The sequence below is a fragment of the Neochlamydia sp. S13 genome, assembly GCF_000648235.2.
Lineage (GTDB): Bacteria > Chlamydiota > Chlamydiia > Chlamydiales > Parachlamydiaceae > Neochlamydia.
Window position 1 is genome coordinate 133,361 of sequence record NZ_AP017977.1, and the last position, 18,634, is coordinate 151,994.

At 39.3% G+C, this 18,634-nt stretch carries 12 protein-coding genes; 8 read left to right on the plus strand and 4 right to left on the minus strand.

All coding sequences use genetic code 11. The features are described from left to right. Positions 1-66: 66 nt before the first annotated feature. Entirely contained in the window at positions 67-243 is a 177-nt protein-coding gene (locus TY21_RS00540; RefSeq protein ID WP_079979973.1) for a DUF1328 domain-containing protein, read from the minus strand. A 683-nt stretch (positions 244-926) separates the two neighbouring features. Then, complete coding sequence (locus TY21_RS00545; RefSeq protein WP_158622988.1) at positions 927-2,444, minus strand: IS66 family transposase; 1,518 nt, start codon at positions 2,442-2,444, stop codon at positions 927-929. Positions 2,445-3,184: 740 nt separating this feature from the next. On the opposite strand from TY21_RS00545, the gene TY21_RS00550 reads away from it, so the two are divergent. Next, entirely contained in the window at positions 3,185-8,605 is a 5,421-nt protein-coding gene (locus TY21_RS00550) for a hypothetical protein (protein WP_042241414.1), read from the plus strand. A 32-nt stretch (positions 8,606-8,637) separates the two neighbouring features. On the opposite strand, the gene TY21_RS10900 is transcribed toward TY21_RS00550, so the two are convergent. Continuing rightward, positions 8,638-8,799, minus strand: a complete 162-nt coding sequence (locus TY21_RS10900; protein ID WP_158622989.1) for a hypothetical protein — start codon at positions 8,797-8,799, stop codon at positions 8,638-8,640. A gap of 433 nt (positions 8,800-9,232) precedes the next feature. On the opposite strand from TY21_RS10900, the gene efp reads away from it, so the two are divergent. From efp to TY21_RS00565, 3 genes are all read left to right on the plus strand, one after another. Continuing rightward, positions 9,233-9,802, plus strand: a complete 570-nt coding sequence (gene efp / locus TY21_RS00555; RefSeq protein WP_039386112.1) for an elongation factor P — start codon at positions 9,233-9,235, stop codon at positions 9,800-9,802. Next, complete coding sequence (gene epmA / locus TY21_RS00560; RefSeq protein WP_042241411.1) at positions 9,803-10,756, plus strand: EF-P lysine aminoacylase EpmA; 954 nt, start codon at positions 9,803-9,805, stop codon at positions 10,754-10,756. A 97-nt stretch (positions 10,757-10,853) separates the two neighbouring features. After that, a complete protein-coding gene (locus tag TY21_RS00565; protein ID WP_042241407.1) occupies positions 10,854-11,327 on the plus strand; it encodes a YkgJ family cysteine cluster protein in 474 nt (157 codons plus the stop codon). 107 nt (positions 11,328-11,434) lie between these two features. Here TY21_RS00565 and TY21_RS11765 read toward each other — a convergent pair whose 3' ends face one another. After that, positions 11,435-11,575: a hypothetical protein gene (locus tag TY21_RS11765; protein WP_368668658.1), complete on the minus strand. Its 141-nt coding sequence runs from the start codon at positions 11,573-11,575 to the stop codon at positions 11,435-11,437. A 142-nt stretch (positions 11,576-11,717) separates the two neighbouring features. Here TY21_RS11765 and TY21_RS00570 point away from each other — a divergent pair, with 142 nt between their 5' ends. The 4 genes from TY21_RS00570 (at position 11,718) to TY21_RS00585 (ending at position 18,381) form a co-directional block, all read left to right on the plus strand. Further along, a complete protein-coding gene (locus tag TY21_RS00570; protein WP_079979926.1) occupies positions 11,718-12,782 on the plus strand; it encodes a leucine-rich repeat domain-containing protein in 1,065 nt (354 codons plus the stop codon). A gap of 287 nt (positions 12,783-13,069) precedes the next feature. After that, complete coding sequence (locus TY21_RS00575) at positions 13,070-14,899, plus strand: leucine-rich repeat domain-containing protein (RefSeq protein ID WP_052354538.1); 1,830 nt, start codon at positions 13,070-13,072, stop codon at positions 14,897-14,899. 295 nt (positions 14,900-15,194) lie between these two features. Next, positions 15,195-16,334 carry a leucine-rich repeat domain-containing protein gene (locus TY21_RS00580; protein WP_197725066.1) on the plus strand — a complete coding sequence of 380 codons (1,140 nt, stop codon included), beginning with the start codon at positions 15,195-15,197 and terminating at the stop codon, positions 16,332-16,334. A 286-nt stretch (positions 16,335-16,620) separates the two neighbouring features. Continuing rightward, entirely contained in the window at positions 16,621-18,381 is a 1,761-nt protein-coding gene (locus tag TY21_RS00585; protein ID WP_197725067.1) for a leucine-rich repeat domain-containing protein, read from the plus strand. Positions 18,382-18,634 lie beyond the last annotated feature (253 nt).

Consider the following 18,634-nt stretch of genomic DNA (forward strand, 5'->3'; position numbering starts at 1 on the left):
TACAAAAATTTAGAAAAGCCTGTAACTTAGTATCTCTTTAGAAAAAATTGCTGCTTATCCTTTAATTTAAGGCTGAGGGGTACCCATCATCCCATAGCCGGATACCATAGTAATAATAAAAAGGATAAGAAAAACGATGAATAAAACTTTCGCGATAGTAGCGGCTATGCCTTCAATACCTCTGAAACCCATTAAACCTGCCACGATAGCAATAATCAAAAATGTTAATGACCAATATAACATATATATCCTCGCTGTTAGTTTTTATCATCCTAAGATGGTATATAAAAAATTCAGTTTTTGTTTTAAGCATTTTCAAATGCGTAGGCCTTTACTTAATATATTTCTAGCTTTGAATTTTTTTAAAGGCTAAAAATTAAGACTTTTTGCATGTCATCGAGAACTTCTTTGCTTGGTGGCTATCTTGCAAGGGCTTAGAGACAATTTAATATTAAATAAACCTACCAAAAAAAACTTAGGTCTCAAATTCTGAGTGAGAAGCCTTTTCTAGAAGAGAGAAATTTTCTTCCCATGGGAGATGTTAAAGATAAAACTTTAGATTCAAGAAACGTTGAAAGAGGGCTACGAATGAACTTGCAAGCAATAAATGCTATTCTTCTTTAGCCAATTTCAAAGCCTTCTTCAATTAAGCTTGATGGGGATTGAAGCAGCCTTCTGCATGAGAATTTAATGTTTTAGTAATAATGTAGAGAATGGCTATAAATGCCTCTCGGCTCTTAAGGAACTGAAGAAATAAAGTTACGGGGAAGGGCTTTTAAGTCTTTAGATAAAGACTATCTTTTTATCTTCCCATTGGAAATTAAATACCCTTAAATTTTGATAAGGACTTTTTTAGATTACCCACCTAAAAACGTAACAGTTCAGATACCCTTTTTTTATTCAGGAACGTTTGAATGGAATAGAAGCTAGGTAATGGCTTCTTGCAAGTTGGCCTGTCGATCTATGGCTAATAGACGAGGGCTGCCTCGGATGGCATCTGCCAAGGCATCCCAGACATTCCAGCCTTGTTTGCGTGCCGTAGAAATGTAGCTGCGGATGCGGCAAAAAATCTGCCCTCCTTTAGGCTTACGGAAACAACCCGATATCTTTTGCTTTAACTTAACCATACGAATGTCTTGTTCGCCTTGGTTATTGGTAAAGGGTACGGCAAAATCGTACATGAACCGCAACACGCACTCTCGCTTTTCTTTTAGACGGTCCAGAAGGTTTTTACCTTCCCGTTGCCTTTGCTTACCTCTTTTACCTTTTGGCAATGGAGGCAGGCTAGAATGATAGGTAAGCCCATCAATAATTTTCTGTTTATAAGCCTGCTCAATGTCTTGTAAAAGCTTTGGAGGTAGAGCTTCTTGATTTACATGTTTTTCTACTTCTTGCTGGGCAAAAAGCAGTAATTCTTTCATTTGTTTTGCCCACATTTCCTGTTTTTCCTCATGCATAAACGTCAATTCTCTCAAATGATGCGCATTGCACAATCCATGCAACATTTGTTCATAAGAAAAGTAAGGAAACCAATGGTCATGAATGGCTATACTTTTAAATTGAGGTAAAATGTTTGCCTCATCCATGGCTTGTTGCCCGCGCTTAGCATGCAGGGTGTATAAAGTAGCCCTTGGTGAAGAGGCTACATGCACCCACGATAGTTTTTTTTCACAGCGGATGCCTGTCTCATCAAAGTGTAAAACGCGTGTGGCTAGCAAGTATGTTTTCAGACTATTTTCAAAGGTTTCAAGTTTCTCAAAGAGTTTTTTGTCGATATTTACACAAGTGCCAGGTGAAAGAGTTACATCAAACACATCCTCAAAAATTTCGCAGACGCGGTCCACGGGTATAAAATGTTGATCGGCAAAGTAAGCTGCCAGGGCTTGAACTCTCTCGCCATATTGCACAGGCCCTCTAACGTTTTCAGGAAATATTCCTTTACTATTTTTTCCACAGCAAGGGCATTTTTTCTCCTCCACCCGATGTTCTGTCACCTCACACTTAGAAGGAGGAATTTCAAAAACCTGACGTCTTTCTACACAAGCACCTTTGATTTCACTAAGGGTTGTTTGGCATGTTTGACACATTGTGGGTGTATGAATCACCAAGAAATCGGGTTTTTCCACCTGAAGAAGGCCTTTTCCCACATGTCCTTGTTGAGCACCTGGTTTTTTGCCTGATGGGCGACGTTGGCTTTTTGGCTTCCGCTTCAAGCCATCACTGCTAGGAGGTTTGCTGCTATTAGAACTGTTCTTTGTAAGTTGATCCTCTAAGCTACTAATACGATCTTGCTGCTGTTGGATATGAGCTTGCAGCTGTTGAATCTGGGCCTGTTGCTGTTGGATCTGAGATTGCTGCTGTTCGATGATCTTTTCAAGATAGCGAATATAAGTGCGAATAGCAGCTGGAAGAGCATCAAAATCTTTACCGGAAATAGAGGGCATAAAATTTGGGTTATCTGCATTCATGTCTATAGAATAGCAAATCTCTCATACTAAAGGAAATCAATATTTATTGATGGCCATTTCGTTGAGGTGAACAGGCATTGGTTGGGGGGTATCTGAACTGTTACCTAAAAACTAGCTTTCCGCAGCCTATAAAAATTACAGATAAGCATAATTTATAGCAAAGAGTGCGTGGAAGAAAAAGCTTGGCTCCTAGCTTAATTTTGCTTTAATGGTAAGGAAAAATGCTAACCACTGATGTTATTTTAATCCACATAAGATCCTTTTTTGTCGTATCCTCAATGAATAATTTTACCTTTAGCTGGTTGCATTTGGCAAGCTTGCCTTTTAGCATATTGCCATAGTTGTTAGGTTTTTAAAGAGCTAGATAGTAAGGAAATTAGTGATGTTGCTATAGCTAATCCGACCCTCTAAAAGGTAGGTGGGCGTAAATACTCCTAAGATCCTCAATCAAATTTTTTCCCTGTTTCGCTAAAAAATATCTTTTGTAAAGTAGATTTTTTTAGCTGACTTGTATTTAAAATAAGTGCGTGAAAATAACCTCTTCTTGACGAAATAAGAAAAAATCTCTAAAAATTCAATTTTAATATTTGGGGCAAAATTTTAGGGATTTAAACTGTTTTTTATGAAGAAAGATAGATGCTTATTTAATAAGCTAAAGTGCCTTCTCCAGGGAAAAACAACCTCTTAGTAACAATCAAAGAAGTTAAAGAATTTATATGCAAATCACTCACCCGCTAGGCCCTTTGCAGCGCGTTTTCCATCAAGAGCCCGTCATAGAATCAGAAGGCCCTGACAGCGATGTTTCTTTTTCACCTTTTACACAGCAAAACTGCGCTACTCCTTCTTTATCTCCTCTTTGCCCCCAAATATGGCCTCAAATGCCTATAAAAAGCACACAGGAAGAAAAGCTTTTAAAGGAGCGTTTAATAAATTATTTAGGCCAAGAAAAAGATCTCCTAGGAGAAACCATAGCCCACCTTCATGCCGAATCTTCTCTTTATACTGCCAAAGAAAGAAATAAACTGGCTAAGCTTGTGCCTAATCTTAAGTTACCTTGGTTTATAGTCACGGAAGAACAAAGAAAGGAGATAATTGAACAGGGAATAAGCGTGGCTTCCTACCCACGTTTACAACCTTTTCATAGAGTCTTAGCTACTATTGTGGATACTATCACTTCAATTACAACTTCCTCTTTTAAAGATAAGCTAAAAATCTTAGAGACCTATTATACTAACTTTATAACCCAGCTCCTTGAGGCTTCTGCCTTAGAGAAGCGAGAAGCTTTACTAGCCTTGAAAGCCCAGGTCTGTGGAGATTCCGTGGGTTTTCTTCTCCTCGATATAAATAAAGCTCTTGCTATGCTTTCTATGGATGATCTAGGGCTGCCTTGCCGTACCAATACGCATGGTAGGCATGCAGTTGCTTCTTTAGGCGGTTTACATTGTAAAGGTAATCCTAAAGCGGCAATTATTTCTGATTATTTGAAGCCGGCTTGGGAGTATGCTGCTACTTCTTTAACCCAAGCTTTTTCGCCAAAATCTCTAATTGCCGCTCCTACCTCTTTCCTTAAAATTTCACATATTAGGATTTTCAATTGGCACGCCTTACCAGATGAGGAAGCCAAACAGATCTTTAATGAGCAATTATGGCAAGGCAAAACCTCTTTTCAGATATTTAAAGAATATCCTCAGCTTAAAGAGAGATTATGTAAAGCTACTGGCTATGAGTCTTATACAGTGCAGGTAGGCTATACAATAGGTCATTCTCTTGAAGCCGAACGCCCTCCAGCGATTTTGCTCGTAGACCTCATCAGTATCTTGGAAATCTTTGATTTATTATGCGATGAACTAACGGCTGAAGAGCTTATTGAAAGCTGGCCTTATTTCTTAGAAGAAGCACATAAGCCTTACTCATCTGCTCCTGGAAAGCTTTTCCATGCTTATAAAACATGGGTGGAGCAGCTGCCAGAAGAGTTGCGTTTAAAAGAATTTTCCTGCACAGGAGATTTTAGCTTAAAATCTGACGAGCAAGGCTTGGACATTTTTCGTAAAGACTTTTTAGAAAATAAGGAAGAAAATAATTTTTGGCAGCTTTTAACCATACTAAAGTTACATCCTAAGCTAGCCGCAAATGCTTCTTTAGCTTCTTTAGTTGAGCTATCTTTAGCTTTACGCTGGATCGCTAAGCTTTTTCCTAAAAAATCTATAAAAGAGCTTTTTCGTCATCTTCCACCTTTATTACAAAAAATTGATAAAGAGGCTTTTAGCAGCTTAATCCTGGCCAGTCTCTTTATCCTACCTAATGATGGCAAAGCCGATAACTATATTGTAGAACTTATTTGGAAAGATCAAGAGCTGGAAGGCTTAAAGCTTGTCTGCATTGATAATGATCAAGCTTTTGAGCCTGCGATTATTCCAGCAGAAAAAGGGCATGGAATTCATTTAAAATGCCTGCCTCTATTGCTGAAAGGATGCATGGACCAACCTATTGCCCCCTTAAACAAAGAATTTCTAAAAAATTTAAACCCCCTCGATTTTTTGCTGCACTGGATTAAGCGACTAGACCAAAGAAATCAACAATATAAAAGGCTTATTCTCCAAAAACAGTTAACAAACAAAGATTTTTTAGATGAGACAGCTGAAAAAAAGTTGGATATTCCCCTTTTATTGCCGAAGGGACTATTGACTATATTTTTTAAAAAACTGCAGCTATTGCAGGATAAGCTTAAGCAAGATTTAGTCACTCACCACGATCTTTTTAAAGTTTTAGAGCCGACCGCCTTTGCCTGCTACCAAGTTCTTATGCAAACGCATGCCAATCCACTCGACGCCTTACTATCTCTGCACCATCAAAGCACAACTGTTGAAGCTCTGGTCGGCTCTACACATTTATCTTCCCCCAAAGCTTTACCGTATCTGATCTCCCTTGAAGAAGAAGTGGGTGCTTTTTTATCCTCATTAGATTGGTCCAATCGTATTCCTACCCAGCTTACTCCACTAAAAGCTGTTGCTAATCTTTCGTTTTGTCCGCCTTTGCCTCTTTCCTTGGCACAAAAGCAAAATTTGTTGTTTACGGCTATCGACCTAGGTAGGGCTTCTTTGGTTAAGCTAGCTCTTCAACTAGGAGCTGAAATCAATCAAGCCGATGAAGCAGGACAAACAGCTTTACATAAGCTTATGCGCATCTATCACTTACCTAACTTGGAAGAAGAGCAAATTTTCTTAATCGCAGAACTTTTGTTGGCACACGAAAAGCTTGATCCTAATGTTTTAGACGGACAGAGCTCTCCTCCTATTTTTCCTTTAATTAACCGTGCCTCTTATGCATCTTGTCGCTTTAGTGTTTTATTAGCCAAGCTAGTTAAGAGGGGAGCGGATTTGGACTACCCAGATCTTCTTCGTCAAGGGGAGACGCCGTTAGAAAAAGCTATGGCTGAAGACAATCTCTTTATATTCATTGAGCTAGCTAAAAATGGGGCTGGTGCTAAAGCCCATCCCTCTAAGATTTTAAAATTTGTTAATAAACATGCCCATGACCCTCATCTCGAGCAAGTTCTTTCCTGCCTTGAAGCTCAATTACCAGCCTTCGCTTACCTACGCTCTCTTGCTGTCTTTACTTCAAAAGCTACGGGTCAAGGATTTGAATGGGAAGGCGTCGATTCTGGAAAAGCAAAGTTACATCCCCACGTCGTGCAGCAACTTCCGCTTGATGCAGGCTTAGAATTTTATAAGCTGCCTCGTACATATGGACGCAGTGCTGTTGTAGCGGTTAGCTATCTGCATCGTAAGCTTCATTTTAAGCCTTATCCTGAGATGGCAGGAATGGAGTATGCGGTAGGAAGGCTTCATCGCTTGATTATTGGGCATGGCGTTCCCGAGACTGAATTATTCAAATGCTACAATATTCGTCATCACCCTTATCCTCTGTTAGTTTCAGAAACAAGCGATGGAAAGAATTTAGATGGGGTTTTAAAAGCAGGCAGCACTTTAACCAATCTAGATTTGCATCGGGTGCACAATATGATGCTCTTAGCTATGTTAGTTAATCCGGAGGATGGTAAACCCGATAATTACATCTTGCAATCCTTTACTAATCATCAAGGTGAAAAAAAAGAACAAATCGTAAGTATCGATAACGACCATGCTTTTCTTCCCTCTTTTTCCAAGGACGAAAAACTGAAAGTTAAATGTATCTTATTTTGCTTAAATCAAATGCACACTGCTCTTCATTCTGAAACGAGAAAAGTTTTCCTAAAAATTAAGCCCCTAGAAATATTGCAAACTTGGCTAAAGAATCTCAATGAGCAGCAGCAGCGCTATGAGAGTCTCTTTAACGAAAAAGAACGTGATTATGTGTATGCTTATAACAAGCAAAAACCTGTGATTTCTATTCTTTTGCCTCCAAAAACTATTGTTAGACTTTACCAAAAACTTACCTGTATGCAGCATGCTATAGAAAGCAACGCCGCGATAACTCCTCTAGAACTTCTCTTCCGCTTAGATCCTTCACTGGGAAAATATTATGCCCACCTTTTGCAAGATACAACAGCTTCTCCTTACGAGCGCTTTTTGAAGGGGCCAGGACATTTCTATGATAAAGCTCAGCAATGCTTAGTAACTAGTAGCACTACCAATTCACTTTTAAAATCAAGCAATATACCCGCTAAAGATCTAGCCAGGCATGAAAAGCGCTATTTGCCTCAAGAGTCTTTAAAAGAATTAGAGATGCTGATCAGCCAAAGCTGTCCTCGCCATCTTCAAGCGGTCGCCGCTGCTATAAAAAAAGGAAATATCGAACCTTTTCAAGAACTTTTAACTGATGGCTTACGTGAAGCTGCCCTAGCTTTCTTAAAAATTTCTAAGCAAAAGCAAGAGCTAGCTTTGCTTAAAGCTATGGCTGCTTCTTCTTTCAACAGCTTGTCTTTAAAAAATTGTAAATCTTTAGATAGATCTCTTTTAAAACGGTTATTAGAAGCTTCTAAGGTTCTTACCAAGTTAGATGCTAGTCATTGCGATGCCTTAAAATCTTTTTCTTTCGTAGAATTGCCTTGCTTAAATTATCTTGATTTGTCTAATTGTAAGCGTCTTTCTAAGCTGGCTTTAAAAGCTCCCAACTTGCGTTTTCTTGCTTTAAAAAATAATGCAGCATTAACCTCTCTACAGCTAGAAGCTCCTTCTCTAGAAGAGCTTGATTTAGAAGGATGCGTAAATCTTCCTGCCCATCAGGTTGCATTGCTCATCGAGACCTATCCACGTCTTAGAAGTTTAACGTTACCTCACCGCGATCCTTCCTTGCTAATGCGGTACAATCTCCCTCCTTCTTCTTTAGCGATTACCTTGCAAGTTAGAGCCTTATTTGAGAATACTCTTCGCACTCTTCAGATTACCCAAGAGCTTCTCTCAGAAGAAGAATGTAAAGCTTTAAAAGAGGGTCTTAGGCTAAATTCTTCGCTTCAAGAGGTAGACCTTTCCGGCTTTCCAATAGCTTATCCATTTGCTACGGCTTTAGCACAGGTCATAGAAAATAACCAGACGCTCAATCGGCTGAGCTTCTGGGGTAATGAGATAGCTTATCCGGCAGCAATCCCTTTAGCAAAAGCTCTAAAGGGTACACCTTCAATTACCCATTTAAGACTCTATGATATACCGTTAGACTCTCAAAGTATCATGGCTTTTGCTGAGGGGATAAAAAGTAATTCCTCGCTTGCCATTCTTGAACTTAGTGATAATCAACTAAATGAAGAAGGATCTATCGTTTTTGCTAAAAGCTTAGAAAGAAACTATTCGCTCACTGAGCTAAACTTCTCTAATAATCAACTGGCAGATGTAGGCGCTATTGCTTTAGCTAAATCCCTAAAGGGCAAGACCTCAATTACTAAGCTTGTTCTCGAAAATAATCGCATAGAGGATGAAGGTGCTCTAGCTTTATCTAAAGCCTTAAAATACAATCCTTCAATCAGCGAGCTTATTCTTAAGATTAACCTGATATGCGACAAGGGTGTTACTGCTTTAGCTAACCTTGTGGAAAGCAATAGGTCGCTCACTCATGTCGATATTTCGCACAATTTGGTGAGTGATGCGGAGGTCATAAAATCCCTAACCTCCTTATTATTAAGGAATAAGAATACTCTCATTTAAGATAAATTTTCGCTTCATTTTATTATCCTCCTTTACGTAAGCCAAGGTTTCTTTTGTAAATTTTCGATTTTCTTCCATAGTTCGCCTTCTTGGGTAGGCTCTGCATAGATTTTTGCTAGACCCCCACTTTTTAAGAAAAGGGGGATTTCATTAGAGATATGTTTTTTCCCTAGCTCGTTCACTATTTTAATCATACATTTTTTTCGTAGCAGAAGTTTGGTGTCGATAAGATGTTTATCCTTTAGCTTCAGAACACTTGCTATCAAATTGGCCAGAAGGATGGTAGAGTAAGTACTTAAAAGATTGATGAAGGTTGGAAAAAGCCCGACCTAGCATAGTAGAGGTACTCATGCCCCCCAATATATTGGGGAAAGCTTCTAGCTGTTAATCATTAGCTTAAATTTGTACAGGCGTAAATATAACATTAAGAGGCTTAAAGTTTAGGAGTTAATCGCCTGGTAGATTGATTTTTGCCTTCGTTGGCCATATAGCCATTTGTCAGGAGTAAGAAAATGTAACAGCGTCTACTTAAGTAATCTATTGTTTGTACAACTGGACAAATCTATCTCACTTATGGTAAATTGTTATCTATTATTTAAAAAAAAAAGCAGAGTTTAAGGAATTTTTATGGCACAAATTAGTACAAATGAGTTCAAAGCTGGAATAAAAGTGGAAGTGGATGGACAACCTTATACAATTGTAAGCAATGAATTTGTTAAGCCCGGCAAAGGACAAGCTTTTAATCGTGTGAAATTAAAGCATCTTACTACAGGCCGTACCATTGAGCAGACTTTTAAATCAGGAGATAAAGCAGATGTGGCCGATGTAGTTGAAGCTGAAATGCGCATGCTTTACAAAGAGGCCGATGGGGTAGTCTTTATGGATGATAAAACATTTGACCAGGTTAAAATCCCTTTTGTAAGCATAGGCGATAATGCTCAGTGGTTAATGGAAGACCATTTGTATTTTATAGTATTTTACAAAGGGCAGCCCGTTACACTAGAACCTCCTACTTTCATCGACATGATTGTAACTGAAACCTCTCCAGGAGCGCGAGGAAATACAGCTTCGGGTCGTGTGTTGAAGCCTGCTGTGGTAGAAAGTGGCGCTAAAATTCAGGTGCCTATCTTTGTGGAACAGGGTGAAAAAGTTAAAGTTGATACGCGCACTGGCGAATATGTTTCTCGCGTTTCATAGATGGCTGCCCAGTTAAATAGAGTCAAGATCCTTAGGGATCGGGCCTACATGCTAGCCCAAGCACGAGAGTTTTTTGCCAAGCAACAAATCCTAGAAGTGGATTGTCCTATTCTTACTCAAGGGGCTTCTATTGATGCTAATATCGATTTAATTCCTGCCCGCTATGCAAACCTTGAAATACGCTATATGCATTCTTCCCCAGAATATGGGATGAAAAGGCTTCTTGCAGAAGGAATGAGTGATATTTATCAGCTATCACATGTTTTTCGTGACGCTGAATTTAGTTGTAAGCATAATCCTGAATTTATGATGGCCGAGTGGTATCGTTTAGGTGTCTCTTATGAATTTATGATTGCAGAAGCTTTAGATTTTGTTCGTCTGTTCTTGGGTCCCTTGCCTGCTTACACCATAAGTTATCGTGAAGCTCTGCAGGAATACGCTAATTTAGATTATGTTAAAGCTTCTATTCCTGATTTGATAGAATATTTGCAGAATAGAGGTATTCAACCCTACGTTCAGATTGAAAAAGAAGGGAAAGATGCTCTTTTAAATCTTATTTTAGCTATGGTGGTTGAACCGCAATTAGGAAAAGATAAGCTTTGTGTTTTGACTGACTATCCTGCCACCCAAGCGGCTCTCGCTCAGACAAAATGGCAAAATGACGAGCAGATCGCGGAACGGTTTGAGATTTATTACGCCGGCTTAGAACTTGCTAACGGCTATCATGAGCTGGGAGATGTAGGTGAGCAGCGTAAGCGTTTGATGGAAGCAAATCAAATAAGGGATAGTTTAGGCAAAAATCAGCTACCCATTGATGAAGCTTTTTTGGAAGCCTTAAAAAAAGGTTTTCCTGATGCTTGTGGCGTTGCAATAGGTTTTGATCGCTTGATGATGCTACGTCACCAGGCTTCTACGATTGCCGAGGTCATTCCCTTTGCTTGGGCTACAGCTTAAGAAATTGCCGCTAGATCTATTGTTTGGCCATTGATAGGTAGACCTTATTATGTTTTATAGGGCTTAAATTTGTTTAAGGCTGTTGCAGGAGGACGTGATGGATAAAAATAATGATAATACCCAAACTTCTAAAGCTTTACCTTGGTATAAAGAAGGCTTACGTTTTCAATGTACTGAATGTGGAAAATGCTGCACAGGCTCGCCAGGATACGTATGGATAACAGAACTAGAGATGCAAGCAGTTGCTAAGCTGTTAAAGATGTCTTTAGAGATGTTTAAGAAAAAATACACCCGTCAGCGCGAGAATCGATACTCACTGATTGAAAAGAAAAATTTTAACAATGAATATGATTGTATTTTTTTAAAAGATAAAAAATGTTCTATCTATCAAGAACGCCCACGACAATGTCGCACCTTTCCGTGGTGGAAAGAGAATCTGGCTTCGGAAGAAAGTTGGAAAGCAGCGGCACAATATTGCGAAGGCATCCATGAGGAAGCTGCCCTTGTTCCTTATGAAAAAATTGAACAACAACTCCACCTCAATCAAAATTCATTGATACAGAAAAGCTAAATGCTTTTATTTAAGATTGCTGTTAGGTAAGCTTAAACAGTCCCACCTTTGCTATTGGCTGATCGATGCTCATTCATTAAATTTTTTATCTTAGGATGGAACTATCATCAATTATAGCTGGTGCCAGGGTGGATAGTTTTTGTGATCTGCTGTAACCTTTTTCTATAGCTCCCATCTCCATGGCCTATAGATATCCAGTGAAAAAGCTGGTATGTTCTATAAAAAAGCACCTCATAGCCTTTTCTAATGGCTTTTTATAGTACTAGCTTACCTAAGCAAGCCGCTAAACTGTTTTTAAATCTAGCTTGCCTAATTTTGCTTTTTCCATGTATATGAATATCCCTAAAAAATAAATATAAATAGGCATAAAGCTTAGAAGGAGACCCTACCATGAATCCTTGCTCTTCTCTTACCATTGAACATCTACCTAATGAAATACTGACTCCTATTTTAAAGGCATGCGCTGCGCCTTCTTTATATAGCGTCTGTACAAAATGGCGACATTTGCTGGCTACAGAAGTCATGCCTACCCTTTATAAGCAAATAGGCAAGATGCATGTTCCCCATGGTGATGTTCACAAGCAGACTCTTATTATAGATAGGATTTATAAATTAGAAGCTGAACTTCCTGAAATAGCAAAGGTCTATGCAATCTTTAAGCAAACCTTTACCCTAGCTAAATCTCTTTCTCCTTTAGAATTTAAATCCAAAACTCTGGAAAAAAGATATTTTACTTTGGCTAATTACTCCTCTTATCTTGTAAACATTAATCGCCTGTTAATGTGGAAAAACCTTCCTAGTGGAAGGGAGTACTTAGAGCAAGAGAAAATCAAGTATTTGCCTTTAAAAGAAAAAGGCAGGCTTTTTAAGGAATGGATTGAAAATCATGGCAAAGATATTAAAAGCTTAGATTTAACTGCATCTGGCTTGACCTTTCTACCCCCAGAGATAGGGTATTTATCGCAGCTGAAAAAGCTTAATTTAAACAATAACCAGCTTACCACTCTTCCGGTAGAGATAGGTCGTTTATCGCAGCTGATAACGCTTTGCTTAGACAACAACCAGCTCACCTCTCTTCCTAAAGAGATAGGGCGGCTATCGCAACTCAGAGAGCTTAACTTAAATAATAACCGGCTCACCACTCTTCCCGCAGAGATAGGGCAGCTACTTCAGCTGAAAAGTCTTAACTTAGGACAAAACCAGCTTACCACTCTTCCTGCAGAGATAGGACAGCTGCTCCAGCTGAAAAGTCTTAACTTAAGACAAAACCAGCTCACCATCCTTCCTGCTGAACTTGGACAGCTATCTCAGTTGCAGGAGCTTGATTTAAGCAGCAGCCAGCTCACCACTCTTCCGATAGAGATAGGACAGTTATCGCAGGAGCTAGGCCTTGATCTAAATGGAAATCCTTTGGAAAGTATTCCTGAGGGCATAAAGCAACGCTTTAATCTATAACTGGCAAAGTTTGGATCTTTGCTATCTAATGTAATAAAGAAAAATACATTGATGCCTTGGAAAGATGTGTAAGAATATAGATAATCTTTGGATAGCATCGGAAGCAGGGAAGGCTGGCTCTGCTAAAAGATAGAAAGAATTTCTAATGTTTTTTTATATTGTTAGCTTGCCTAAACATGCCGCTAAGTTGTTTTTAAATCTAGCTTGCCTATTTTGCTTTCTCCATATATACGAATTTCTCTAAAAGTAACTAAAAATTAGGCATAAAGCTTAAAGGAGACCCTACAATGAATACTAGCTCATCTATCACCCTTGAACATCTACCTAATGAAATACTAGCTCCTATTTTAAAGGTTTGCGTCACACCTTCCTTATTTAGCGTTTGTACGAGATGGCGACATTTGCTGGCTACAGAAGTTATGCCTTCCCTTTATAAGCAAATAAGTAAGATGCATGCTCCTCATAGAGATGTTAACGAGCAGACTCTTATTTTAGGTAGGATTTATAGGCTAGAAGAAGAGCTTTCAGAGACAGCAAAGGTAAATGCAATCTTTAAGCAAATCTTTGCTTTAGCTAGCTCACTGTCTCCTATGGAGTTGGAATTTAAATGTAAAGCTGAGAAAAAAAGGTATTTTACCCTGACTAACTATACCTCTTATCTTGTAAATATTAATCGCCTGTTAATGTGGAAAAACCTCCCTAGTGGAAGGAAGTACTTAGAGCAAGAGAAAATCAAGTATTTGCCTTTAACAAAAAAAGGAGAGCTTTTCAGAGAGTGGATTGAAAATCATGCCAAAGATATTAAGGAATTAGATTTACAGGGAGTTGGCTTAACGTTTTTGCCTACAGAAATAGGGCAACTTTCTCAGCTAGCGATCTTAAACTTAGATAGAAACCAACTTACCTCCCTTCCGGCACAGATAGGGCAGCTTTCTCAGCTCCAAGAGCTTAAATTAAACTGCAACGAACTTATCATTCTCCCTGTAGAGATAAGGCAACTATGGGAGCTCAATAAACTTTATTTAAACAATAACCAGTTCACCAACCTTCCAGCAGAAATATGGCAGCTGGTTGGTTTACAACACCTTTACTTAGAGAATAACCAGCTTACCTCTCTTCCAGCACAGATAGGTCAGCTATCGCGGCTTTCTCAACTTTGCTTAAGCAGCAACGAGCTTACCTCCTTTCCAGCAGAAATAGGACAGCTTTCTCAGCTGCAAACGCTTGAATTAAGCAGCAACGAACTTATCGCCCTTCCTGCAGAGATTGGGCAGCTTTCTCAGCTGCAAACGCTTGAATTAAGCAGCAACGAGCTTACCGCCCTTCCTGCAGAGATTGGGCAGATGTCTCAGCTGCAAAGGCTTAAATTAAGCAGCAACCGGCTTACCACTCTTCCTGCAGAAATAGGGCAGTTGGCACAGCTGCAAGAGATTTGGTTAAGCAGCAACCAGCTCACGTCTCTTCCCACCGAGATAGGGCAGCTATCGCAGCTGCGAAGATTTAACTTAGATAAGAACCAGCTAACCGCTCTTCCTATGGAAATCGGGCAACTTTCTCAGCTGCAATGGCTTTACTTAACCAATAATCAGCTTACTTTCCTTCCTTCAGAGATAGGACAGCTATCGCAGCTGCAAAGGCTTTACTTAATCAATAATCAGCTTGCCACTCTTTCTGCAGAGATAGGGCAGCTTTCTCAGCTATCCATCCTCTACTTAAGCGGCAACCAGCTTGCCACCCTTCCTGCAGAGATAGGGCAACTATCTCAGCTGGCATGGCTTTCCTTAAGCAATAACCAGCTTACAAATCTTCCTACAGAGATAGGACAATTATCGCGGTTGCAAAGGTTTCACTTAAATAATAACCAACTCACCACACTTCCTGCAGAGATAGGGCAGCTCTCACGGCTGTTAGAGCTTTATTTAAGCAATAATCAGCTTACTTCTCTTCGTGCCGAGATAGGGCAGTTATCTCAGCTGAAAGTGCTTAATTTATGTAATAATCAGCTTAGCTCCTTTCCAGCAGAAATAGCTTATTTGGCGGAAGGGTTAAATCTTAATCTAAAAGAAAATCCACTGGAAAGTATTCCTGAGGAGATAAAGCAACGTTTTAGGCTATAAATGGAGAAGTTTGTATTTGTAGCACCTAATCTACTAAAGAGATAAATGGATGCGTTTGTAGGGTGTTTAGAATATCGATAACCTTTCGACTTATTATAGAAACGCTAGCATCCGAAGATAATGCTTTTCTGTTAAAGGATAAGAAGAATTTCTAATGGCTTTTATAGTACTAGTTTGCCTAAGCAAGCCGCTAGACTGTTTTTATATCTAGCTTGCCTATTTTGCTTTTTCCATGTATATGAATACCTCTAAAAAGCAGCTAAAAATAGACATAAAGCTTCAAAGAGGCTATACCATGAATCCTAGCTCTTCTCTCACCATTGAACATCTACCTAATGAAATACTGACTCCTATTTTAAAGGCATGCGCTGCGCCTTCTTTATATAGCGTCTGTACAAAATGGCGACATTTGCTGGCTACTGAAGTCATGCCTTCCCTTTATAAGCAAATAGGCAAGATGCATGTTCCCCATGATGATGTTTACAAGCAGGCTCTTATTATAGATAGGATTTATAAGCTAGAAGAAGATCTTTCTGTAGCAGAAAAGGTAAATGCAATCTTTAAGCAAATCTTTGCTTTAGCTAGCCCTCTTTCACCTTTAGATTTAGAGCTTAAAGATAAACCTAATGAAAAAAGATATTTTACTCTAACTAATTACTGCTCTTATCTTGTAAACATTAACCGCCTTTTAATGTGGAAAAAACTTGCTGGAGGAGAAGAATATTTAGGGAGAGAAGAAATCAAAGCTTTACCTTTAACAAAAAAAGGAGAGCTTTTCAGAGAGTGGATTGAAAATCATGGCAAAGATATTAAAAGCTTAGATTTAACTGAATCTGGCTTGACCTTTCTACCCCCAGAGATAGAGTGTTTATCGCAGCTGAAAAAGCTTAATTTAAACAATAATCAGATTACCACTCTTCCGGTAGAGATAGGGCAGCTGTCTCAGCTTAAATTACTTCACTTAGGTAATAACCAGCTTGCCACTCTTCCGGCAGAGATAGGGCAGCTATTTCAGCTAGAAGAGCTTTACTTAGATAATAACCAACTGACCATTCTTCCGGTAGAGATAGGGCAGCTCGCCCAGCTGCAATGGCTTTACTTAAAAAACAACCAGCTTACCGCTCTTCCGGCAAAGATAGGGCTGCTTTCTGAGCTGGAAGCACTTGACTTAAACAGCAACCAGCTCACCACTCTTCCGATAGAGATAGGGCAGCTTTCTCAGCTGCAATGGCTTTACTTAAAAAACAACCAGCTTACCACTCTTCCGACAGAGATAGGTCATTTATCGCAGCTGGAAGGGCTTTACTTAGGTAACAACCAGCTCACCGCTCTTCCTACAGAAATAGGGCAGCTATCGCAGGGGTTAGCTCTTCAACTCGATGGAAATCCGTTGGAAAGTATTCCTGAGGAAATAAAGCAACGTTTTAGTCTATAACTGGCAAAGTTTGGATCTTTGCTATCTAATGTACTAAAGAAAAATACATTAATGCATTGGAAAGATGTTGAGAATATAGCTAACCTTCCGATAGCATCCGAGGTGGAGAGGATGTCACTCTGCTAAAAGATAGAAACAATTTCTAATGGTCTTTTGCATTCCTAGCCTGCCTAAGCATGCGCTAAGTTGCTTTTAAATCTAGCTTGCCTATTTTGCTTTTTCCATATATACAAATTTCTCTAAAAAGTAACTAAAAATAGGCATAAAGCTTAAAGGAGACCCTACTATGAATACTAGCTCATCTATCACCCTTGAACATCTGCCTAATGAAATACTGGCTCCTATTTTAAAGGTATGCGCTGCGCCTTCTTTATATAGCGTCTGTACAAGATGGCGACATTTGCTGGTTACTGAAGTCATGCCTTCTCTTTATAAGCAAATAGGCAAGATGCATGTTCCTCAAGGAGATGTCAACAAGCAGGCTTTTATTTTGGATAAGATTTATAAATTAGAAGCTGAACTTCCCGAAGCTACAAAAGTCAACGCGATCTTTAAGCAAATCTTTGCTTTAGCTAGCTCTCTTTCACCTTCAGAATTAGAATTTAAATGGATAACCGAGGAAAAAAGATATTTTACTCTGAATAATTACTCTTCTTATCTGATAAATATTAATCGACTTTTAATGTGGAAAAAAATTCCTGGTGGAGAGGAATACTTAGACCAAGAAGCAATCAAATATTTGCCTTTGCAAGTAAAAGGAAAGCTATTTAGAGATTGGATTGAAAGATATGGCAAAGATATTAAAGACTTAGATTTAACAAGAATGGGCTTGACTTTATTACCTGCAGAGATAGGGCAGCTACTTCAGCTGAAAAGTCTTAACTTAGAACAAAACCAACTTACCACTCTTCCCATAGAGATAGGACAGCTATCGCGTCTGAAAGCGCTTAACTTAGAAAATAACCAGCTTGCCACTCTTCCTGCCGAGACAGGGCAGCTACTTCAGCTGAAAAGTCTTAACTTAGGAGGCAACCAGCTTGCCACTCTTCCGGCAGAGATAGGGCAGCTATTTCAGCTAGAAGAGCTTTACTTAGATAATAACCAACTGACCATTTTTCCGGTAGAGAGAGGGCAGCTTCCTCAGCTGCAATGGCTTTACTTAAAAAACAACCAGCTTACCACTCTTCCCTCAGCGATAGGGCAGCTATCGCAGCTAAAAGGATTTTACTTAGATAGCAACAAGCTTATCACTCTTCCTGCAGAGATAGGGTATCTATCACAGCTGCAATACCTTTACTTAAATAATAACCAACTTGCCATTCTTCCAGTAGAGATAGGGAAGCTATCGCAGCTAGAAGGGCTTTACTTAGACAGCAACCATCTTACCTCCCTTCCTGCAGAGATAGGACAGCTACCAAATCTCTACATCCTTTACTTAAATAATAACCACCTTGCCACTCTTCCTGCAGAAATAAGGCAACTACCGCGGCTACGAGAGTTACGATTAAATAATAACCAACTTACCACTCTTCCAGTAGAGATAGGGCAGGTATCACAGCTGCACAGCCTTCATTTACAAAACAACCAACTTAGCACTCTTCCGGCAGAGATAGGGCAGCTGTCTCAACTGCAAAGACTTGAATTAAACAGCAACCAGCTTACGGCTCTTCCGGCAGAGATAGGGTATCTATCGCAGCTGCAATACCTTTTCTTAAATAACAATCAACTTACCACTCTTCCAGTAGAGATAGGGCAATTATCTCAGTTGCAATGGCTTTACTTACACAATAACCGGCTCACCACTCTTCCGGCAGAGATAGGGCAGTTATCACGGCTGCTATGGCTTCACTTACACAACAACCAGCTCACGGCTTTTCCAGCAGAGATAAGGCAGCTATCCCAGCTGTTAGACCTTAACTTGAATAATAATCGACTTAGCTCTCTTCCAGCGGAAATAGGTTACCTGCCAGACTGGTTAAATGTTAATCTAAATGGAAATCCACTGGAAAATATTCCGGAGAAAATAAAGCAACGTTTTAGGCTATAACTGGAAAAATTTGTATTTGCAACAACTTATGTAGTAAAGAAATAAATTGATGAGCTTAGAAGATGTTGAGAATATAGACAACCTTCCAATAGCATCCGAGGTAGAGAGGATGTCATTCTGCTAAAAGATAGAAACAATTTCTAATGGTCGTTTGCATTGCTAGCCTGCCTAAGCATGCGCTAAGTTGTTTCTAAATCTAGCTTGCCTATTTTACTTTTTCCATATATACGAATTTCTCTAAAAAGCAACTAAA